The organism is Nocardia sichangensis, assembly GCF_047200615.1.
GTDB lineage: Bacteria > Actinomycetota > Actinomycetes > Mycobacteriales > Mycobacteriaceae > Nocardia > Nocardia sichangensis.
This window is the reverse complement of record NZ_JBJZOK010000009.1, coordinates 1-18,103: the sequence shown is the minus strand read 5'-3', so window position 1 is coordinate 18,103 and position 18,103 is coordinate 1. Positions and strand designations below refer to the sequence as shown.

Annotated in this window: 19 protein-coding genes; 7 read left to right on the top strand and 12 right to left on the bottom strand. The window is 70.2% G+C overall.

All coding sequences use genetic code 11. The annotated features are described in order from the left end of the window. Window positions 1-8: 8 nt before the first annotated feature. The 4 genes from lipB to sucB all read right to left on the bottom strand — a co-directional run bounded on the left by lipB (window position 9) and on the right by sucB (window position 4,352). Window positions 9-755 (bottom strand): lipoyl(octanoyl) transferase LipB, encoded by a 747-nt coding sequence (gene lipB, locus ACL03I_RS14520; protein WP_355072887.1) that lies wholly within the window; start codon window positions 753-755, stop codon window positions 9-11. Between the two features lie 360 nt (window positions 756-1,115). Further along, on the bottom strand, window positions 1,116-1,652 hold the full coding sequence (locus ACL03I_RS14515) for a GNAT family N-acetyltransferase (RefSeq protein ID WP_355072888.1): 537 nt from the start codon (window positions 1,650-1,652) through the stop codon (window positions 1,116-1,118). Continuing rightward, window positions 1,649-2,557 carry a TIGR01777 family oxidoreductase gene (locus tag ACL03I_RS14510; RefSeq protein ID WP_355072890.1) on the bottom strand — a complete coding sequence of 303 codons (909 nt, stop codon included), beginning with the start codon at window positions 2,555-2,557 and terminating at the stop codon, window positions 1,649-1,651. The genes ACL03I_RS14515 and ACL03I_RS14510 overlap by 4 nt, the downstream gene beginning before the upstream one ends. Before the next feature lie 19 nt (window positions 2,558-2,576). Beyond that, the gene (gene sucB, locus ACL03I_RS14505; protein WP_412806194.1) at window positions 2,577-4,352 is read right to left on the bottom strand and encodes a 2-oxoglutarate dehydrogenase, E2 component, dihydrolipoamide succinyltransferase; all 1,776 of its coding nucleotides are present in this window, start codon (window positions 4,350-4,352) and stop codon (window positions 2,577-2,579) included. 260 nt (window positions 4,353-4,612) lie between these two features. Here sucB and ACL03I_RS14500 point away from each other — a divergent pair, with 260 nt between their 5' ends. Then, entirely contained in the window at window positions 4,613-4,975 is a 363-nt protein-coding gene (locus ACL03I_RS14500; protein WP_412806193.1) for an oxidoreductase, read from the top strand. Between the two features lie 203 nt (window positions 4,976-5,178). Here the strand turns inward: ACL03I_RS14500 and ACL03I_RS14495 are convergent, their stop codons facing one another. Both ACL03I_RS14495 and ACL03I_RS14490 read right to left on the bottom strand, forming a co-directional pair. Beyond that, window positions 5,179-6,690: a leucyl aminopeptidase gene (locus ACL03I_RS14495; RefSeq protein WP_355072894.1), complete on the bottom strand. Its 1,512-nt coding sequence runs from the start codon at window positions 6,688-6,690 to the stop codon at window positions 5,179-5,181. Window positions 6,691-6,699: 9 nt separating this feature from the next. Further along, window positions 6,700-7,500 (bottom strand): TetR/AcrR family transcriptional regulator, encoded by an 801-nt coding sequence (locus ACL03I_RS14490; protein WP_412806192.1) that lies wholly within the window; start codon window positions 7,498-7,500, stop codon window positions 6,700-6,702. 109 nt (window positions 7,501-7,609) lie between these two features. On the opposite strand from ACL03I_RS14490, the gene ACL03I_RS14485 reads away from it, so the two are divergent. The 3 genes from ACL03I_RS14485 (at window position 7,610) to ACL03I_RS14475 (ending at window position 10,564) form a co-directional block, all read left to right on the top strand. Then, entirely contained in the window at window positions 7,610-8,263 is a 654-nt protein-coding gene (locus ACL03I_RS14485) for a GNAT family N-acetyltransferase (RefSeq protein ID WP_364427888.1), read from the top strand. Beyond that, window positions 8,260-9,360, top strand: a complete 1,101-nt coding sequence (gene gcvT, locus ACL03I_RS14480; protein ID WP_412806191.1) for a glycine cleavage system aminomethyltransferase GcvT — start codon at window positions 8,260-8,262, stop codon at window positions 9,358-9,360. Before ACL03I_RS14485 ends, gcvT begins: the two co-directional genes overlap by 4 nt. A 106-nt stretch (window positions 9,361-9,466) precedes the next feature. Beyond that, window positions 9,467-10,564 (top strand): branched-chain amino acid aminotransferase, encoded by a 1,098-nt coding sequence (locus ACL03I_RS14475; RefSeq protein ID WP_355072901.1) that lies wholly within the window; start codon window positions 9,467-9,469, stop codon window positions 10,562-10,564. 1 nt (window position 10,565) lies between these two features. Here the strand turns inward: ACL03I_RS14475 and ACL03I_RS14470 are convergent, their stop codons facing one another. From ACL03I_RS14470 to ACL03I_RS14450, 5 genes are all read right to left on the bottom strand, one after another. After that, complete coding sequence (locus ACL03I_RS14470; protein ID WP_355072903.1) at window positions 10,566-11,279, bottom strand: MBL fold metallo-hydrolase; 714 nt, start codon at window positions 11,277-11,279, stop codon at window positions 10,566-10,568. 97 nt (window positions 11,280-11,376) lie between these two features. Next, on the bottom strand, window positions 11,377-12,132 hold the full coding sequence (locus tag ACL03I_RS14465; protein ID WP_412806190.1) for an adenosylcobinamide-GDP ribazoletransferase: 756 nt from the start codon (window positions 12,130-12,132) through the stop codon (window positions 11,377-11,379). Window positions 12,133-12,298: 166 nt separating this feature from the next. Next, window positions 12,299-13,378, bottom strand: coding sequence for a nicotinate-nucleotide--dimethylbenzimidazole phosphoribosyltransferase (gene cobT / locus ACL03I_RS14460; RefSeq protein WP_355072906.1), 1,080 nt, complete (start codon window positions 13,376-13,378; stop codon window positions 12,299-12,301). Window positions 13,379-13,532: 154 nt separating this feature from the next. Next, window positions 13,533-14,093: a bifunctional adenosylcobinamide kinase/adenosylcobinamide-phosphate guanylyltransferase gene (gene cobU, locus ACL03I_RS14455; protein WP_356965143.1), complete on the bottom strand. Its 561-nt coding sequence runs from the start codon at window positions 14,091-14,093 to the stop codon at window positions 13,533-13,535. 141 nt (window positions 14,094-14,234) lie between these two features. Then, complete coding sequence (locus tag ACL03I_RS14450) at window positions 14,235-15,203, bottom strand: helix-turn-helix domain-containing protein (RefSeq protein WP_355072910.1); 969 nt, start codon at window positions 15,201-15,203, stop codon at window positions 14,235-14,237. An 85-nt stretch (window positions 15,204-15,288) separates the two neighbouring features. On the opposite strand from ACL03I_RS14450, the gene ACL03I_RS14445 reads away from it, so the two are divergent. After that, window positions 15,289-15,450 (top strand): hypothetical protein, encoded by a 162-nt coding sequence (locus ACL03I_RS14445; RefSeq protein ID WP_355072912.1) that lies wholly within the window; start codon window positions 15,289-15,291, stop codon window positions 15,448-15,450. A 28-nt stretch (window positions 15,451-15,478) separates the two neighbouring features. On the opposite strand, the gene ACL03I_RS14440 is transcribed toward ACL03I_RS14445, so the two are convergent. Continuing rightward, window positions 15,479-16,093 carry a DUF3043 domain-containing protein gene (locus ACL03I_RS14440; RefSeq protein ID WP_355072997.1) on the bottom strand — a complete coding sequence of 205 codons (615 nt, stop codon included), beginning with the start codon at window positions 16,091-16,093 and terminating at the stop codon, window positions 15,479-15,481. A 256-nt stretch (window positions 16,094-16,349) separates the two neighbouring features. Here ACL03I_RS14440 and ACL03I_RS14435 point away from each other — a divergent pair, with 256 nt between their 5' ends. Both ACL03I_RS14435 and ACL03I_RS14430 read left to right on the top strand, forming a co-directional pair. Further along, a complete protein-coding gene (locus ACL03I_RS14435; RefSeq protein WP_355072914.1) occupies window positions 16,350-16,700 on the top strand; it encodes a HesB/IscA family protein in 351 nt (116 codons plus the stop codon). A 252-nt stretch (window positions 16,701-16,952) separates the two neighbouring features. Further along, complete coding sequence (locus ACL03I_RS14430; protein WP_355072915.1) at window positions 16,953-17,921, top strand: carbohydrate kinase family protein; 969 nt, start codon at window positions 16,953-16,955, stop codon at window positions 17,919-17,921. The last annotated feature ends 182 nt before the right edge of the window (window positions 17,922-18,103 follow it).

Here is an 18,103-nt window from a genome sequence, read left to right as displayed (position 1 = left end):
GATCGACCTTACGCCGTCGCGTTCGTGGTACGCGGGGTGGTGTCACCAGGAGTGACGCGGGAGATATCGTGCTCGCCGACCGGCAGGTCGCCGTCGAGCGCGCGGATGATGGCGTCGGCCACCAGCGGCTTGATCTCGGCGACGGTCACTTCTCGACCGAGTTCGCGGGTCAACGTGGTGACGCCCGCGTCGCGGATGCCGCAGGGGACGATGGCCTGGAACCCGTCCATGGCGGCGTTGCAGTTGAACGAGACGCCGTGCAGGGCCACGCCACGCTGCACGCGCACCCCGATCGCGGCGATCTTGCGTTCGGCGTACAACTCGGTGGCGGGCAGCCAGACGCCCGAGCGGCCCTCGACGCGGCCACAGACCAGACCGAGGCCGGTGCACACGGTGATCAACGCCTCCTCGAGGCGGCGCACGTAGTCGACGACGTCGACCGGCTCGGCGAGCCGCACGATGGGGTAGCCGACCAGTTGGCCCGGACCGTGCCAGGTGATCTTGCCACCGCGGTCGACCTGCACCACCGGACTGCCGTCGATGGGCAGGTCGTCGGCCTCGGTGCGGCGGCCCGCGGTGTACACCGACGGATGTTCGAGCAGCAGCAGATGATCGGATCCGTTGCCGTCGGCGCGCTGCTCGGCGATGCCGCGTTGCAGGTCCCAGGCGGCGTGATAGTCGATGAGTCCGAGATCCTCGACCACGATCGGGGTCGTATCGAATCGGGCGGACCGGGTGGTGCGCGGGTTGATCACAGCGACGACGGTACGCCCACGGGGACGGCCGGTTCCAGCACCTGGATGTGGGAACCCCCACAGTCGTGGCGGGGTTGCCAGGTGGAGAGCTGGAGGGTTGCCCTTACGCTGACCGGAGAAGGTTCCCGGTCCTTGTTCGGCCTGATCTCAGACAGGCGATCTCGCATCCTGGCGGCTGTCGCCAGGTCCATGCGTTGGGGTCTCGCGGGCTGGTGCCGAGACCGCAGTATCTGAAGGACACGCTCGCAGCGACGCCGAGGCTCGACTACGGCCCGGCCGCCCTGCGTAGACGAGCGCATTGCCGCGCGAACAACTGGTACTCCGCGCGAGATTCGGGCAGGTGAGGTGCGAAGATGCGGGTCAGTCGACCTCGACCGGCAAGGTCAGCTGCATGAGGGTCAGATCCATCCAGCGGCCGAATTTGTGGCCCACCTCGGGCAGCACGCCGACGGTGCGGAAGCCGAAGCGTTCGTGCAGCACGATCGAACCGGTGTTGGAGGATTCGATGGCGGCGATCATGGCGTGCACGGCGCCCGCGCGGCGCGCACGGTCGATCAACTCGGTGAGCAGGGCGGTGGCGATGCCGCGACGCTGGAAGCGTTCGTCGACGTACACGGAGTTCTCGACCGTGTAGCGGTATCCCGATTTGGCTCGCCAAGGCCCGTAGCTCGCGTAACCGGCCAGCTCCCCGCCGATCTCGGCGACCAGCACGGGCAGGCTCGCGCCGGTGCGGGCCTGGAACCAGCCGAGCCGTTCGTCCAAGCCGACGCGCTCGGTGTCCCAGATCGCGGTGGACGTGGCGATATTCGCGTTGTGGATGTCGAGGATCGCCGGAAGATCGTCGGTGGTGGCGTCGCGGATGACGGTGGCGGGCCTGGTGTCGAGTCGGTCGGTCATCGAACATCTCCGGGTCGTCCCACCGCGGCCGCGAGCGCGGCGCCGATGGTGGGATGGTGGAACTGGTAGCCCGCTTCCTCGAGAGCGGTGGGAATGGCCCTCGGGCCGTGCAGGATCGCCTCCCGCGCCATCTCGCCGACCAGCGCGTGCAGCGCGAATGCCGGGATGACGAGCGGAGTCGGGCGATGCAGCGCCCGGCCCAGCGCGCGGCTGAACTCGGCGTTGGTGACCGGTGCGGGACCGACCACGTTGATCGGACCGGACATCGTGTCATGGGTGAGCGCGAAGACGATCGCGCCGATCTCGTCGGCCATCGAGATCCACGGCGTGTACTGGCGACCGTTGCCCAGCCGCCCGCCCAAGCCGACCGCGTACAGCGGATGCAACATGCCGAGCAGGCCACCGGCCCGGGACAGCACCACGGCGCTGCGCAACAGCACGGTGCGCACCCCGGCCGCCGTGGCGGGTTCGGTCGCCTTCTCCCAGTCACGGCACAGCGCGGCCAGGAATCCGGAACCGGCAGGCGATGACTCGTCCACCACCCGATCGCCGGTCGCGCCGCCGTAGTAGTGCACGCCGCTGGCGTTGAGCAGCACGGGGACACCCGCGTCGGCCACCGCCCCGGCCAGCACGTCGGTGGGCGTGATCCGGCTGTCCCGCAGCTCTTGTTTGAAACTGCCGTTCCAGCGGCGCCGTCCCACGCCCGCGCCGCACAGGTTGACCACGGCGTCGGCGCCGCGAAGCGCCCGCTCGTCCAGGTGGGCGCGGGCCGGGTTCCAGGCGAATTCGTCCGGACCCGCGGTTTTCCTGCGCACCAGCCTGGCGACCTCGTGCCCGTCGCGGCGCAGAGCCGCGACGAGCGCCGTCCCGATCAACCCGGACGAGCCGGCGATCACGACCTTCATACGTGCCGCGGGACCTTCCTCACAGGCCGAGATCGGCCTCGAACGCCGCTTCCTCGAGCCGGTGACGGATCGTGGTCAGGAAGCGCCCGGCGTCGGCGCCGTCGATCAGGCGGTGGTCGTAGGTGAGCGGCAGGTAGCACATCGAGCGGACGCCGATGGACTCGTTGCCGGTCTCGTCGGTCACGACGACCGGACGCTTGACGATCGCGCCCGTGCCCAGCATGGCCGCCTGCGGCGGAACCAGGATCGGGGTGTCGAACAGCGCGCCCTGGCTGCCGATGTTGGTGATGGTGAAGGTGCCGCCGGCCAGCTCGTCGGGCTTGAGTCCGCCGTTGCGGGCCCGGTTGGCGATGTCGGCGATGGCCCGCGCCAGCCCGGCCAGCGACAGGTCGCTGGCGTTGTGGATCACCGGGGACAGCAGGCCCTGCTCGGTGTCGACGGCGATGCCGAGGTGCACCGAGGCGTGGTAGGTGATCTCCTTGCTGGACTCGTCGTAGCTGGCGTTGACGTTCGGGTGCACGCCCAGCGCCTCGACCACGGCCTTGGCGAAGAAGGGCAGGAACGTCAGGTTGACGCCTTCGCGCTCCTTGAAGGCCGCCTTGGCCTGCTTGCGCAGCGCCGCGATCTTGGTGACGTCGGCCTCGTGCACCTGGGTCAGCTGCGCGGTGGTCTGCAGCGACTCGCGGGTCTTGGTCGCGGTGATCTGGCGGATGCGGTTGGCCTTCTGCACCGTGCCGACCAGGTGGGCCAGCTGGGAACGGGCGGCGGCGGGCGCGGCGGGAGCCTGCGCGGCGGGCGCGGCCGCGGCGGGAGCAGCCGCCGGAGCAGGAGCCTTCTTGGCCTCGGCGGCGGCGAGCACATCCTGCTTGCGAATGCGGCCCCCGACACCGGAACCGGTGATCGCGGCGAGGTCGACGTTGTGCTCGTCGGCCAGCTTGCGGACCAGCGGAGTGACGTACGGGGTTGCGCCGTTGGAGGATTCGGCGGCCACCGCGGCGGCGGGCGCGGGAGCCGGTTCGGGCTTGGGAGCGGGAGCCTGGGCGGGTGCGGGTGCGGGAGCCGGGGCGGCGGCGACCGGGGCCGGTTCGGGCTTCGGGGCCGGTTCGGGCTTCGGGGCAGGTGCCGGGGCGGGCGCGGGAGCCGGGGCGGCGGCCGCCGGTGCTCCGCTGCCGATGACGCCGAGCTGCCCACCGACGGCCACGATGTCGTCTTCCTGGGCGGAGATCTCCAGCAGGGTGCCCGCGACGGGCGAGGGGATCTCGGTGTCGACCTTGTCGGTGGAGACCTCGAGCAACGGCTCGTCGACGGCGACCTCGTCACCGACCGCCTTCAGCCAGCGGGTGACGGTGCCCTCGGTGACCGACTCGCCGAGTTCCGGCATCTTCACCGGCGTGCTGTCACCCGACGACGCGGGAGCGGCCTGGGCGGCGGGCGCGGGCTGCTCGGCGGGAGCGGGCTGGGGCTCGGCGGCAGGCGCTTCCTCCGAAGGGACTGGGGTCTCCTGCGCGGGCGCCGCGGCTTCGGGAGCGGGCGCGGGAGCGGAAGAAGCCGCCTCACCGGGCTCGCTGATCACGCCGAGCTCGCCGCCGACCTCGACCACGTCGTCTTCGTTCGCGACGATCTTCGACAGCACACCCGCCGCGGGGGACGGGATTTCGGTGTCGACCTTGTCGGTGGAGACTTCGAGCAGCGGCTCGTCGACCTCGACCGTGTCTCCTTCCTGCTTCAGCCACCTGGTCACCGTTCCCTCGGTGACGCTCTCACCAAGAGCGGGCATCTGGACGGAGAAGGCCATGTCCGTTGACTCCTCTGACTGCTCGACGGGGTTCTACAACAGTTGATCTCACTGCGGACGCCCGGCGCGGGTCGCGACGGGAGTCCGGAAGCCACCGATCATTGTGCGTGGCACCGGAGATCCGTGTGGTTCTTGTACCGCGGTCCATCCTTGCACTCGCGCGCAAGCCATGTAGCACAGGGCGGCGTACTGCGCGGAGCTGGCAGTATGGGAAGACCGGCGGTGAACATTCTCCGGTGCAGGAAAGGAGGTCGGCGTCGTTGGGTTTGCTGGATCGTTTCCGCGGCGGCGCCGCCTGGGGTGGCGGCACTTCACGTGGGGGTTCGGTGTCCGGGCCGGACGCTCGTTATCTGGCCGATTGGGTGCGCACGCACGTGGGCGTCGAGGGCTACATCGAACCGAAGACCACGGTGACAGATGTCACAGTCGTCCTTATTGCCGCGGATGGTGAATGGACACGCCGGATCGTCGGCGAGCGCGGGGCGCAACGGCTTGCCAAGGATTTGCACATCCCCGTCTACGACGTCCGCAAGACCGGGTATCCGCAACGCATGCGCGACTACGACGCGCGTAAGCGAGTGGAGCGGCAGCGCGAAATGGAGCGGGATCTGTACGACCTCTGAGCCGTCGGATTGTCCGTTGCGCCCGATTCCCGCCGGACCCGTGGGGGTGCCGCGGAGCCGTCTCGCTTGCCGTCAGTGACGCGAGCCGGCCGCGCCGGAATGTCGGTCCGGCGTCCGGCCAGGAGCATGGAACACGTGATGCGGTCGGGCGGGGTGGCCTGTGCGCGTCGTCCGGGAGTCGTCCCGGACGACGCGCGTCGCGCTCACTCCCCGGCGATGTCCTGGAGCACGGCGATCAGCGTGCGAACGGGGACGCCGGTGCCGCCCTTGCCGATGTAGCCGAACGGACCGCCGGTGTTATAGGCCGGGCCCGCCACGTCGAGGTGGGCCCACTGCACGTTCTCCGGGACGAACTCCTTGAGGAACAGCCCGGCCGAGAGCATGCCGCCCCAGCGGTGCGGCGCGACATTGGCCAGGTCGGCGATCTTGGAGTTCAGGTCGCCGCGCAGTTCGGCGGGAAGCGGCATGGCCCAGCCGTTCTCCCCGACCTCGCGGGAGATGCGTGCGACCCGGTCGCGGAACTCGTCGGTGCCCATCACGCCGGGCGTGCGGGTGCCGAGCGCGACCATCTGCGCCCCGGTCAGGGTGGCCACGTCGATCAGGTACTCCGGGTCGTCCTCGCTCGCGCGCACGATCGCGTCGGCGAGGATCAACCGGCCCTCGGCGTCGGTGTTGAGCACCTCGACGGTGATGCCGCCGTACTGGGTGAGCACGTCGCCGGGGCGCTGCGCGGTGGCCGACGGCATGTTCTCCGCCATCGGCACGGTCGCGGTGACGGTGATCGGCAGGCTCAGCCGCGCGGCCAGCAGCGTCGTGGCGATCACGGCGGCGGCGCCCGCCATGTCGGAGGTCATGTTCTCCATGTTCTGCGCGGGCTTGATGGAGATGCCGCCGGTGTCGAAGGTGATGCCCTTGCCAACCAGGGCGACCTTCTTCGGGCCGCCCGCGTAGGTGATCCGGATCAGGCGCGGCGGGCGCGAGGAACCCTTGCCCACGCCGAGCACGCCGCCGTAACCGCCCGCTTCCAGCGCTTTCTCATCGAGCACCTCCACCGTGAGGCCCGCGGCCTCGGCGAGTTCCTGAGCACGCGACGCGAACTCGGCCGGGAACAGATGGCTGGGCGGGGTGTTCACGAAATCCCGTGCGGTGGCGACGGCCTCGGCGGTGACCTGCGCACGGAACAAGGCTTCTTCGCCGAATCCCGGCTCGGGCACGAGCAACTCGACGCGGGCCACGGGCCGCTCGTCCGGCTTGGGCGCCGACTTGTCCGAGCGGAACGGGGTGAACGAGTAGGCGCCCAGGTAGAAGCCCTCGGCGGCGGCGCCGATATCCAGCCCGGACAGCGTGGTCACCACCAGTTCGGTGCCGGACAGCGAGCGGGCGGCCACACCGGCCGAGCGGCGGATCTGCTCGGCGTCGAGCTTCTCGGCGGAGCCGAGGCCGACGGCCAGGACGCTGCTCACGCCGTCCAGTCCGACCGGCGCCGGGATGCGGGTCAGCTCCTCGGCTTTGCCCTTGGCGCCCACCACGCCGAGCTGATCGAGCAGTTCCGCGCGCACGTCGGCGGTGAGCACGTCGCCGAACAGGTCCTCGGGCACGATGGCGGGACCGTCCTCCGAGGAGGTCAACCCGATGACGAGCACATCGGTGTCCGCGCCGATGGTCTCGGTGCGTGCCAGTTCCGGTCCGAGCGAGCGATCTGCAACAGCGGTCATTGGCACAGGCTATTCGCTTCGTTCCGGATGGCGCACCGCGACGCCGTCGAGCAGGAGTTCCACCGAGGTCGCGAGTAGGTCGTCGAAGTCCATCTCGAAGGTGGAGAGGTCGGTGAAGTAACGGTGCAGGACGGGACGCAGCGCCGGGTCGAGCAGTTCGGCGAGTTCGCGCGGCGCGGCCGTCTCGGCGGCGTCGCGCGGATCGCCGAGGCGGTCGGCGCGCTCGGAACGCCACAACAGCGCGAGCCCTTGGACCAGGCCCGACAGTGCCAGGTAGATCGCGAATCCGGTCTGCCGGGTCAGGCCGGGATGGTCGAGGGCGGCGAAGTTGCGCTCCAGGACGTCCAGCAGCGCCGGGCCCAGCGGCGGACGGACGCGCGCCAGCAGCGGCAGCATCCACGGATGCCTGCGGTAGAGGCGCCACTCCTCGTGCGCTTCGTGCCGTAGCCGGGGACGCCAGCCGCCGCACTCCGTCCCGGGCGGCGGGATCTCGTCGAGCGCCAGCTCCGCCATGCTCGCCAGGAGCGCTTCGCGGTCGGGGAAGTGGCGGTAGAGGGTGGCGGTCGCGACGCCGAGCGCGCCGGCCAGGCGGCGCATGGTGAGACCGTCGAGTCCGTCGCGGTCGGCCAGCTCCACCGCCGCGCGTGCGATGCCGACGGTGGTGAGCCGCGCCGGACGGGTGGGGCGGCGCACAGGAATCGCCGCGCGGCGGGCGCGATAGGCGCGGGCCTGGCAGGAGCGCGAGCAGTACTTGCGCCGTCGGCCCCGGCTGGGCTGGGCGAGGTCGCCGTGGCAGATAGCGCAGGTCATCCGGATTCCGTTTCGACACACGAACAGGTGTGACGAAATGGTAGTGATACGGCTTCGACCTGCCTAGATTCATGCGTGAATACGGTGTTCGCAGGGAAAGGGGAGGCGGATGGAGATCACCGCTCGCCAGGCGGGTGTCCAGGACCGTGACGCGCTGATCGAGGCGTTCGGCATCGCCAGCGCGGACGAGGTGGTGACCGCGTGGGTGCTCGAAGGACAGCCCGACACGGGTTTCCGTACCGCGTTCGTGCCCGGTCTGGTCGATCGAGCGTTGCGCGACGACGAGATCTGGGTCGCGGGCGCGGGCGAGGAGATCTGGTCGATGTCGATCTGGCAGCACGTCACCTCGGTCGAACGATTCGCCGACGAAGCCGCCGAGGCGCGGACCATGCTCGAGCAGGCTCCCGATCTGCGCGTGGCGCAGCGGCTGGTGATCGTCACCGACCTGCTCGCCCGCGAACACCCCCGGGAGTTCCCGCATCGGTACCTGCAGGTGATCGTCACGGTGCCGGAGCATCGCGGAAAGGGGGCCGGTGCGGCGATTCTCGCCGATCGGTTGAAGGCGGCATCCCAAGCGGACGTCCCGGCGTTCCTGGAAGCCAGCACCGAACGATCCGCCCGGCTCTACAGCCGCTGCGGATTCGCGCCGACCGGAACGACGCACACTTTGCCGCAGAACGGCCCGACGCTCATCCCGATGTGGTTCCGGCCTCAGTGCGTGCGAGCGTCGGACGCCCTGGTCCCGGATAAGCTCGGCTGGTGACCGAGACGAACCTGCTGCAAGGACCCATCCACGCCGTGCACGTCGAGCTGGGGGCGACCTTCGCGCCGTTCGGCGGCTGGGAGATGCCGGTGTCCTATGCGGGCACGGTGACCGAGCACCAGGCGGTTCGCACGACGGTGGGGCTGTTCGACGTCAGCCATCTCGGCAAGGCGACGGTGCGCGGCCAGGGCGCCGCGGCGTTCGTGAACTCGGCCCTGACCAACGATCTCGGCCGGATCCGGGCGGGCAAGGCGCAGTACACACTGTGCTGCGCCCCGGACGGCGGAGTGATCGACGACCTGATCGCCTACTACGTCGGCGACGAGGAGATCTTCCTGGTGCCGAACGCCGCCAACACCGCGGCGGTCGTCGCGGAACTGAGCAAGGTCGCGCCCGAGGGCGTCACGGTGACCGACGAGCATCGCGACTACGCCGTGTTCGCCGTGCAGGGCCCGCGCTCCGGCGAGGTGCTGAGCGCGCTCGGGCTGCCCACCGACCTCGAGTACATGGCCTACGCCGACGCCGAGTGGGACGGCCGTCCCGTCCGGGTCTGCCGCACCGGATACACCGGCGAGCACGGCTACGAATTGCTGCCGCGCTGGGCCGACGCCGAATCGCTGTTCCGCGCCTTGGTCGAGCGGGTGCGCGCCGCCGCGGGCCAGGTGGCCGGGCTCGGGGCCCGCGACACCCTGCGTACGGAGATGGGCTATCCGCTGCACGGGCACGAACTCTCCCTGGACATCTCCCCGGTGCAGGCGCGCTGCGGGTGGGCGGTCGGCTGGCAGAAGCCGGAGTTCTGGGGGAAGGCCGCTCTGGAACAGGAGAAGTCGGCCGGTCCGCGTCGAATCCTGCTGGGGCTGAAAGCACTCGACCGGGGTGTGCTCCGGCAAGGGCAGACCGTGCTGCGTGATGGCGAGCCCGTCGGCGAAACCACTTCCGGCACCTTCTCGCCCACCCTCAAGGTCGGCATCGCGCTGGCATTGCTCGACACCGCGGCGGACATCCAACCCGGCGCCGAGGTCGAGGTCCACGTGCGCGGCCGCCGCGTGCGCTGCGAAATCGTGCGCCCGCCGTTCGTGCGGACCAGCACCAAGTGACCCGTCCTTCTCCCGGACGCATGGGCGATCGGCTGCGGGCGGCGCTGCGCTGAGGGGTGTGGACCAAGGCGAAATGGCCGGAATCGGGCCGGATAGGATCGTCGCCATGACCGCTGCCGCACAGTTCACCCGTATTCCGCACCCCGCGCCGCTTCCGGCGCAGCGGCGACAGGAGGTACTGGCGGAGCCGGGGTTCGGGCGGTACTTCACCGATCACATGGTCTCGATCGATTACGTCGGCGGCACGTGGACGAACGCGCGGGTGGAGCCGTACGGGCCGCTGGCGCTGGACCCCGCCACCATGGTGTTCCACTACGGCCAGGCCATCTTCGAGGGACTCAAGGCCTACCGGCACGGTGACGGCAGCGTCTCCTGCTTCCGCATCGACGCCAACGCCGCGCGTTTCCGCCGGTCGTCTCGCCGGATGGCGATGGCCGAGCTGCCCGACGAGCTGTTCATCGAGTCGGTGCGCCAACTGCTCGAGGTGGACCGCGAGTGGGTGCCCGCGGCGGGCGGCGAGGAATCGCTGTACCTGCGGCCGTTCATGTTCGCGACCGAGGCCGGACTCGGCGTGAAGCCCGCCGCGGCGTACAAGTACCTGCTGCTCGGTTCCCCGGCGGGGGCGTACTTCCCGCGTGGCGTCAAGCCGGTGCGGGTCTGGCTGTCCACCGAATACGTGCGCGCCGCGCCGGGCGGCACCGGCGAGGCGAAGGTCGCCGGCAACTACGCGGCTTCGCTGCTGGCCCAGGCCGAGGCGTCGGCCAAGGGCTGCGACCAGGTGGTGTGGCTGGACGCGTGTGAGCGCCGCTACGTCGAGGAGATGGGTACCAACAACCTGTTCTTCGTCTTCGGTTCCGGCTCCGACGCGCGCCTGGTCACCCCGGAACTGTCCGGCTCGCTGTTGCCCGGCATCACCCGCGACTCGCTGCTCACCCTCGCCGCCGATTCCGGCTTCCCGGTCGAGGAGCGCAAGATCTCGGTCGAGGAATGGCGCAAGGGCGCCGAATCCGGTGAGATCACCGAGGTTTTCGCGTGCGGCACCGCCGCGGTGATCACGCCGGTCGGCTGGGTTCGCTCCGGTGAGGGCGAATTCACCATCGGCGGTGGCGAGCCCGGCGCGGTCACCATGGCCCTGCGCGACACCCTCACCGGCATCCAGCGCGGCACCTTCGCCGACAAGCACGGGTGGATGCGGCGGATGTGACTCAGCCCGGCATCAGCATGTGCCACTGCTCCAGCGTCTGCGGACGCATGACGTAGTTTTTGTCCCGGACAGTGGACAGCGCGGCGCTGGGTTCCTGCGAGTACCAGTGGCCCGGATAGACGACCGGGTCGCCGGCGAGTCCGGCCAGGTAGCGCAGGCTGCGGAACATTTCGTCCGAATCGCCGCCGGGGAAATCGGTGCGGCCACAGCCGTCGACGAACAGGGTGTCGCCCGCGATGAGGCGGTTGTCGAACAGGAAGCACTGACTGCCCGGCGTGTGGCCGGGCGTGTGTAGTAACTCGATGTCGAAAGCTCCGACGGTGACCTTGTCGCCGTGCTCGTGGCCGGTGAACTCGCTCTCGGCGATCCCGGTGACGTTGGCCACCCACGGCAGTTCTTTGGCGTTGACATGCACTGGGACGCTTGTCTTTTCGAGCAGCTCGCGCACACCGCGCAGGGTGAAGCCGAGCATCGTGCCGCCCACGTGATCGGGGTGGTGGTGGGTGGCGAGCACCCCGCTCAGCCGCAGGCCGTCGCCCTCGGCGATGTCCACCAGATCACCCGCGGCGTAGGCCGGATCGATCACCACGCAGTCGCCCGTTTCCCGATCGCCGATCAGATACGCGAAGTTGCGCATCTGCGTCGCGATCGGATCGCCCACGGCGTAGTCGCGTCCCGACAACAGCTGGCGAAAGTACAGGCGCTCAGAAGACATACCGCCCACCTTATTGCCCGACCCAGACGATCCGCGCGCCACCGCCGGAAAAATTCCAGTGACCCAGACTCTCGCCCCCAAGGCCCGCCGGAGACGGTCAGCCGGGCTGGATCGTGAGGGACAGCACGGCCGCGGTGAGGGCCACCGTGGTCTCGATCGCGGCGCCGAGGACGTCACCGGAGAGCCCGCCGAAACGGCGCGCGCAGTGCCGGACCAGAACCGTCGACGCGGCCAGTCCGAGCGTCACGGCCAGCGGGCCGAGCCACGGGCGGCCCGGCACGGCGAACACGGCGAGACCCGCCGTGGTCACCGGCCACATGACCGCGACGGCGGCCGATTGCGTGCCTGCCACCAGAACACCGAACCCGGTGCCCGGCGCGGCCGGGACACCCCGGCAAGCGAGGATCACCGCGACACGGCCGGTCACCACGGCGAGAGCGGCGGCGAACCACCGGCCCGAATCGGCCAAGGACGCGAACGAGAACGCCTGTATGCCGATGACGAACGCCAGCCCGGCGACGCCGAATGGTCCGGCCCCGCCGCTTTTCATGATCTGCCTTGCCCGCTCCGGCGGCCCATAGCTGCCGAGCCCGTCCAAGGTGTCGGCCAGGCCGTCGAGATGCATACCCCTGGTGATCAACGCCAGCGCGCCGACCACCAGCAGCCCGGCCAGCGCGGCGCTCGCCCCGGCCCCGGTCAGCGCCCAGAGCAGGCCCGCCGCCCCGGCCCCGAGCAGGGCGCCGACCAGCGGCGCCAGCAGGATCGCCCGCCCCGCCGCCGCGCGGTCCACGGCATCCGGCCCGCGCACCGGGAGCACCGTGAGCCAGGAGATCGCCAGCCGAACCCCGTTCACGCCGGTCCTCCGCGGACGGGCGGCGCTTCCCTGGGGGCCGGGTGCCGCGGGCGGACTGCCGACGCCTGCGGATCACGGCTCGAAGCCCTGAACTGTCCCGCAGGAACCAGGTCACGGCAGCCGCGCCGAGTCGGAGGCAGGCGGCGGCCTCGCGGCAGGGCGGACTTCACTTGCGCAGGTTCGGCGGGGCGCTCGCCGGTTCGGCGTCGGACGTGCTGACGCCCGCTTCGGCGAAGGTGGACATCTCCGCGAGCGCGGCCACGGCCGAGCGGAGGATCGGAAGGGCGGTCAGGGCGCCGGAGCCTTCGCCGAGGCGCATGGTCAGGTCGAGCAGCGGATCCAGGCGCAGGTGCCGCAGCGCGAGTTCGTGTGCCGGTTCGGTGGAGCGGTGACCGGCCAGCCACCAGGCGCTCGCGCCCGCGGCGAGATCCTCTGCGACCATCGCCGCGGCCGTGACGACGACGCCGTCCAGGACGACGGGCGTACGACGGGTGGCGGCCTGGGCGAGGAACGCCGCCATCGCGGCGAAGTCGGCGCCCGCGGCCACGCGGAGAAGTTCGACCGGGTCCTTCACCACCGGGCGGGCACGGCGCATCGCGTCGCGGATCGCGGCGACCTTGCGGATCCATCCGGCGTCGTCGACGCCGGTGCCGCGGCCGACCGCCGCGACCGGCTCGGTATCGGTCAGGCTCGCGACGAGCACGGTGGCCGGAGTCGTGTTGCCGATGCCCATGTCACCCGCGATCAGCAGGTCGGCGCCCGCGTCGATCTCCTCGTCGGCGATGGCACGGCCTGCTTCGATCGCCGCTCGGACCTCCTCGGCGGTGAGCGCGTCCTCGCGATCGATCGCCCCGCTGGAGCGGCGCACCTTGTGCTCGGACACCCGCGGATCGGTGTCGGCGTCGACGGAGATGTCCGCCACCCGAACCGTCGCGCCCGCCACCGCCGCCAGCGCGTTCACCGCGGCGCCGCCACCCAGGAAGTTCGCGACCATCTGCGCGGTGACCTCACTCGGATACGCCGACACCCCGTGCCGCGCGACGCCGTGATCCCCGGCGAAGACCACGACCCTGGCGCGCTCGAACTGCTTCGGCGGGCATGTGCCCTGGCAGGCCGCCACCCAATTGCCGAGTTGCTCCAATCGGCCCAGTGCGCCAGCGGGTTTGGTCAGCTGCGCCTGCCGTTGCTCGGCCGCCGCACGAAACTGTGTGTCCGGAGGCGCTACCGGTCCGAATCCGTGCGTCACTATCGAGCCTTTCGGTCATGGCGGTTCCGCCGACTACGCCGCCCAATCTTGCCATTGCCCCTTCGCGCCGTGGGTTCGTGACCTGATCTCCGGCGGTGGGCGGTGCGACCGATCAGCGCGGTTCACCGCCGGTCGTCGCTCGTAGTCGCGCGGGCTACTTGAGACGGAGGGGAAGGCCCGCTACGACCAAGAAGGCCTCGTCGCAGACCTGGGCCAGGCGCTGGTTGAGGGTGCCGATCTCGTCGCGGAAGAGGCGGCCCGAACGCGTGGCCGGGATGACGCCCATGCCTACCTCCGGGCTGACGATCACGAGATCACCGGTGTAGGCGGCGACGGCCGCGACCAGTGCGTCGGTGTCGGGGGAGACCGTGCCGCGCGGAGCCTCCCAAGCCTCGCGCGCGTCGATGCGGGCCGTCAGCCAGGTGCCGATGTCGTCGATCAGGGTCACGTCGGGCGGCGTGGGCATGAACGCGGTGAGAATCGCTGTCGGGTCCGCGCTTTCGATGGTCGACCAGCCCGCCGGGCGTCGGCCGCGATGTTTGGCGATGCGCTCGGCGAAATCATGGTCGGCGGGATCGGGCACGGCGGTCGCGAGATAGCGCACCGGGCCGCCGGCCCGGAGCGCGAGGTCCTCCGCGAACGCCGACTTCCCGGACCGCGCGCCACCCAGGACAAGGATGCTGCGCGGCGCCGCGGGCGAGGGACTTTCCGACACGAGTGCACGGTATCAATCGAACGGCGGATTGCCGCGTGACTGCCGATGCCCGCCCGGCGTGTGCCGTGCTCCGGCGAACTTCGGAATGCGGCCTGCGGCGAGACGTGCCGAGCGGGCGCGGGGTCCCTCGCCGTTCCGCGATCAGGCGGGTGTGTCCGAGCTGCGTCCGAAGCGGCGGCGGTACTCGGTGGGGGCGATGCCGACGAGGCGCTGGAAGTGGTGGCGCAGGAGGGCGCCGGAGCCGAAGCCGGAGCGGTCGGCGATGTGTTCCAGTCCGAGGTCGGTTTCCTCGAGCAGTTGCTTGGCCAGCAGCACGCGCTGGTTGGTGAGCCATTTCACGGGGGTGGTTCCGGTCTCGGCGGCGAATCGGCGCGCGAAGGTGCGGGTGGACATGTTGGCGCGGGCGGCCAGGTCTTCCACCGTGTGCGGCAGGTCGAGGTGCTCGTTCATCCACTCCAAGGTGGGGATCAGGCTGTCGGAGGTGCAGGCCGCGACGGGGCGTTCGATGAACTGGCGCTGCCCGCCGTCGCGCTGCGGGGGGACCACCATCCGCCGCGCGATCGCGTTGGCCACGCCGCTGCCGAGTTCGCGCCGCACCAGGTGCAGGCAGGCATCGATGCCCGCGGCGGTGCCTGCGCTGGTGATCAGGTCACCCTCGTCGACGAACAGCACGTCCGGATCGACAGTTGCCTCGGGGTACTCGGCCGCGAGTTTCTCCACGTAGCGCCAGTGCGTGGTGCATTTGCGGCCGTCGAGCAACCCGGCCGCCCCGGCCAGGAACGCTCCGGAACACACGGTGAGCACGGTCGCCCCGGCGGCAGCAGCGTCGCGGATGGCCGTGACGACCCGCGGATCGAATCCGTGGTCGGCCGCGGCGGCGGGAATGGCCACCAGATCGGCCGCCGCCAGTTCCTCCAGCCCGTACTCCGGTGTGACTGTGATGCCAGGGCTGGTCGAGTGCAGCGGGACACCCGGCTCGGCCCCGCACACCCGGAAATCGAAGGCGGGCAGTCCGTCGGCCGTGCGGTCGAGGCCGAAAACCTCGCAGATGACCCCGAATTCGAACATGGCCATGCGTTCGGACAGCACCACGGCGACCTTCGACAGCATGCGCCCAGTCTAGTGGCCGTATTTTTGCGAACTATGTCAGTACCGCCACTTTCGGCGGTAAATCACTGACCGCAAAATTACTGCCATGGTTACTTTTCTCATCACCCTGGCGGTCATCGTGGCTTTCGCCACACTCATCACCCGCGGCACCGACCGCGCGGGATCCGCGCAAGTGATCGACCGCGACGTACAGCGGCTGCACTCCGAGCTGACGGCGATGCTCGGCCGCAACACCCACCACCGCTGACCAACCAGCGCCGCAGGCGCTGGCAAAACTACACAGCTTCGCCGGGGGTTACTCGCGGCTTCGGGGCGCGCATCTTGCGGATCTGCGAGGCGCGGACGAAGGCGTACCAGCCGAGGCGGTAGCCGCCGTCGGTGGTCTCCGGGAAACGCTCCCTGACCCGGTTGTTCACCACGCGGCCGAGCAGGACGCCCTCGATGCCCATGAACAGCATCATCACCAGCATGGCCAGGGTGACGACGGTCTGCAGCGCGGGCGCGAGGAACATCGAGAAGATCAGCACCAGCGCCATCGGCATGAACAGGCCGACCAGGTTGCGCCGGGCGTCGACGATGTCGCGGACGAAGGCCCGGACCGGGCCCTGGTCGCGGGGCGGCAGGTATTTGTCCTCGCCCGCGAGCATGCGCTCCCGTCGATCCGCGGCGGCCTCGCGCCGCTTCGCGGACGCCGCCTTGCGCTCCGCTCTGGTGCCCCGCGCGGCCTTGCGCCGGGCGCGGGCCTCCTTCGCGGTGAGCGGAGCGGGTGCTATCGGGCCGCGGCGCTTGCCTTGCGCGTCACGGCGTTTCGGGGTGGGACGGCCCTTGCCCGCGGTGGCCGTGGCCGCCGCGCGGGTGCTGCTTGCGGCCGAGTCGCCGTTCGTGACCACCGTCGATGCGGCGGTCGCGTCGGTGGTGCTGGACTCGCCGCGACGGAACAATTTCACACCGACCAGGCTATTCGATGGGTGGCGCGGCGAGAAATGCGGTCCGATTCGCCCGGAGTGTGCGGGCTCACGGAGGTTGCGTGTCACCGCGGACCGGCTGGTGGCAAGATGGAGGAATAGCAGCCCGCCGAGTGGTGTTTACCGACACGACCCGTGCGCTGTTCCACGGGTTCGACCACAGGTTCCTCGAGGAGAGTTCATGACTGTGCAGAACGAGACCGCCACCCACGGTGTGACTCTGACCGACGCCGCCGCCACGAAGGCGAAGGCCCTGCTCGACCAGGAGGGCCGCGACGACCTGGCGCTGCGGATCGCGGTGCAGCCGGGTGGTTGCGCCGGCCTGCGTTACCAGCTGTTCTTCGACGACCGCTCACTCGACGGCGACCTGACCGTCGACTTCGGTGGCGTCACGCTGGCCGTCGACCGGATGAGCGCGCCGTACGTGCAGGGCGCCTCGATCGACTTCGTCGACACCATCGAGAAGCAGGGCTTCACCATCGACAACCCGAACGCCACCGGCTCCTGCGCCTGCGGCGACTCCTTCAACTGAGGTAGTAGCGTCCCGGCGCGGTCGCGGAGATCGGCCGCGTTCGATCGGAACAACTGATCTCGTAAGGACATGGGTAACTCGTCGGGAACGCCCAGGACCCGAGCGGCACTTGCGCAAGACCTGAACGCAAATCCGGTGCCGCTCAACTAGTACGGCCTGAAGACCCGGAGAGGCGGCATCAGCTACGGTGAGATCGGGACTCGCGTCCCGGTCTGCACCGCCTGCCGCCTACCGTTGAAGGGGCTCAGCCACGTGTCCATCGCCGTTTCCGCGTCCATTGCGACCGACCACCTCATGCGTTTTCCCGGACGGTTCGCCGACGTACTGCTGGCCGATCAGCTCGACCACGTGTCGCTGAGCTTCCTCGTCGACGATCTGCAGATCCGTCGCGGAGGCGTCGGTGGCAACATCGCCTATGCCATGGGCCTGCTCAATCGGACGCCCCTGCTGATCGGAGCCGTCGGCGCCGACTTCGGCGAGTACCGCGCCTGGTTGGAGAAGCACGGGGTCGACTGCTCCACCGTGCTGGTGTCCGACCGCGCGCACACCGCGCGTTTCGTCTGCACCACCGACGACGACATGGCCCAGCTCGCGTCGTTCTACCCCGGCGCGATGAGCGAGGCCCGCGACATCTCCATCGCCGAACTCGCCGAGACGCGGGACCTCGACCTCGTCCTGATCGGCGCCAACGACCCGGAGGCGATGCTGCGGCACACCGCCGAGTGCCGCGAATTGGGGATCCCGTTCGCCGCCGATCCCTCGCAGCAGCTGGCCCGCTTGGACGGCGACCAGTCCGTGCAGCTGATCGACGGAGCCGCATACCTTTTCACGAACAAGTACGAGTGGGGCCTGCTGCTGCAGAAAACCGGCCTGACCGAGGAAGAGGTCGCACAGAAGGTCGGCGTCCGCGTCACCACCCTGGGCGCGGACGGCGTGCGGATCGTCGATCGCGACGGCACCGACGTGACCGTCGGCGTCGTGCCCGAGATCGAGAAGGTCGAGCCGACCGGCGTCGGTGACGCCTTCCGCGCCGGCTTCCTCACCGCGCACACCGCCGGGCTGAGCCTGGAGCGTTCCGCGCAGCTGGGCTCGCTGATCGCCGTGCTCGTGCTGGAGACCATGGGCACCCAGGAATGGACGCTGACCAAGGAGTCCGCGCTCGAGCGCCTCAGCCAGGCCTACGGTCCCGAAGCCGCGGCGGACATCAAGACGCTGCTGTAGACCGTGCGGACGAAAGGCGCGCCCCCCGCCCGGGGGGGGCCCCCCCCCCCCCCGGGGGGGGGGGGGGGGGCGGGGGGCCCCCCCCCCGGGTAAACCGCGTTGTACGGTGCCCCCCCCAGATTGCCGGGCCCCCCCATAACACCAACACTTTGCACAACCAGCCGCGGGGGTAGGCGGGGCCC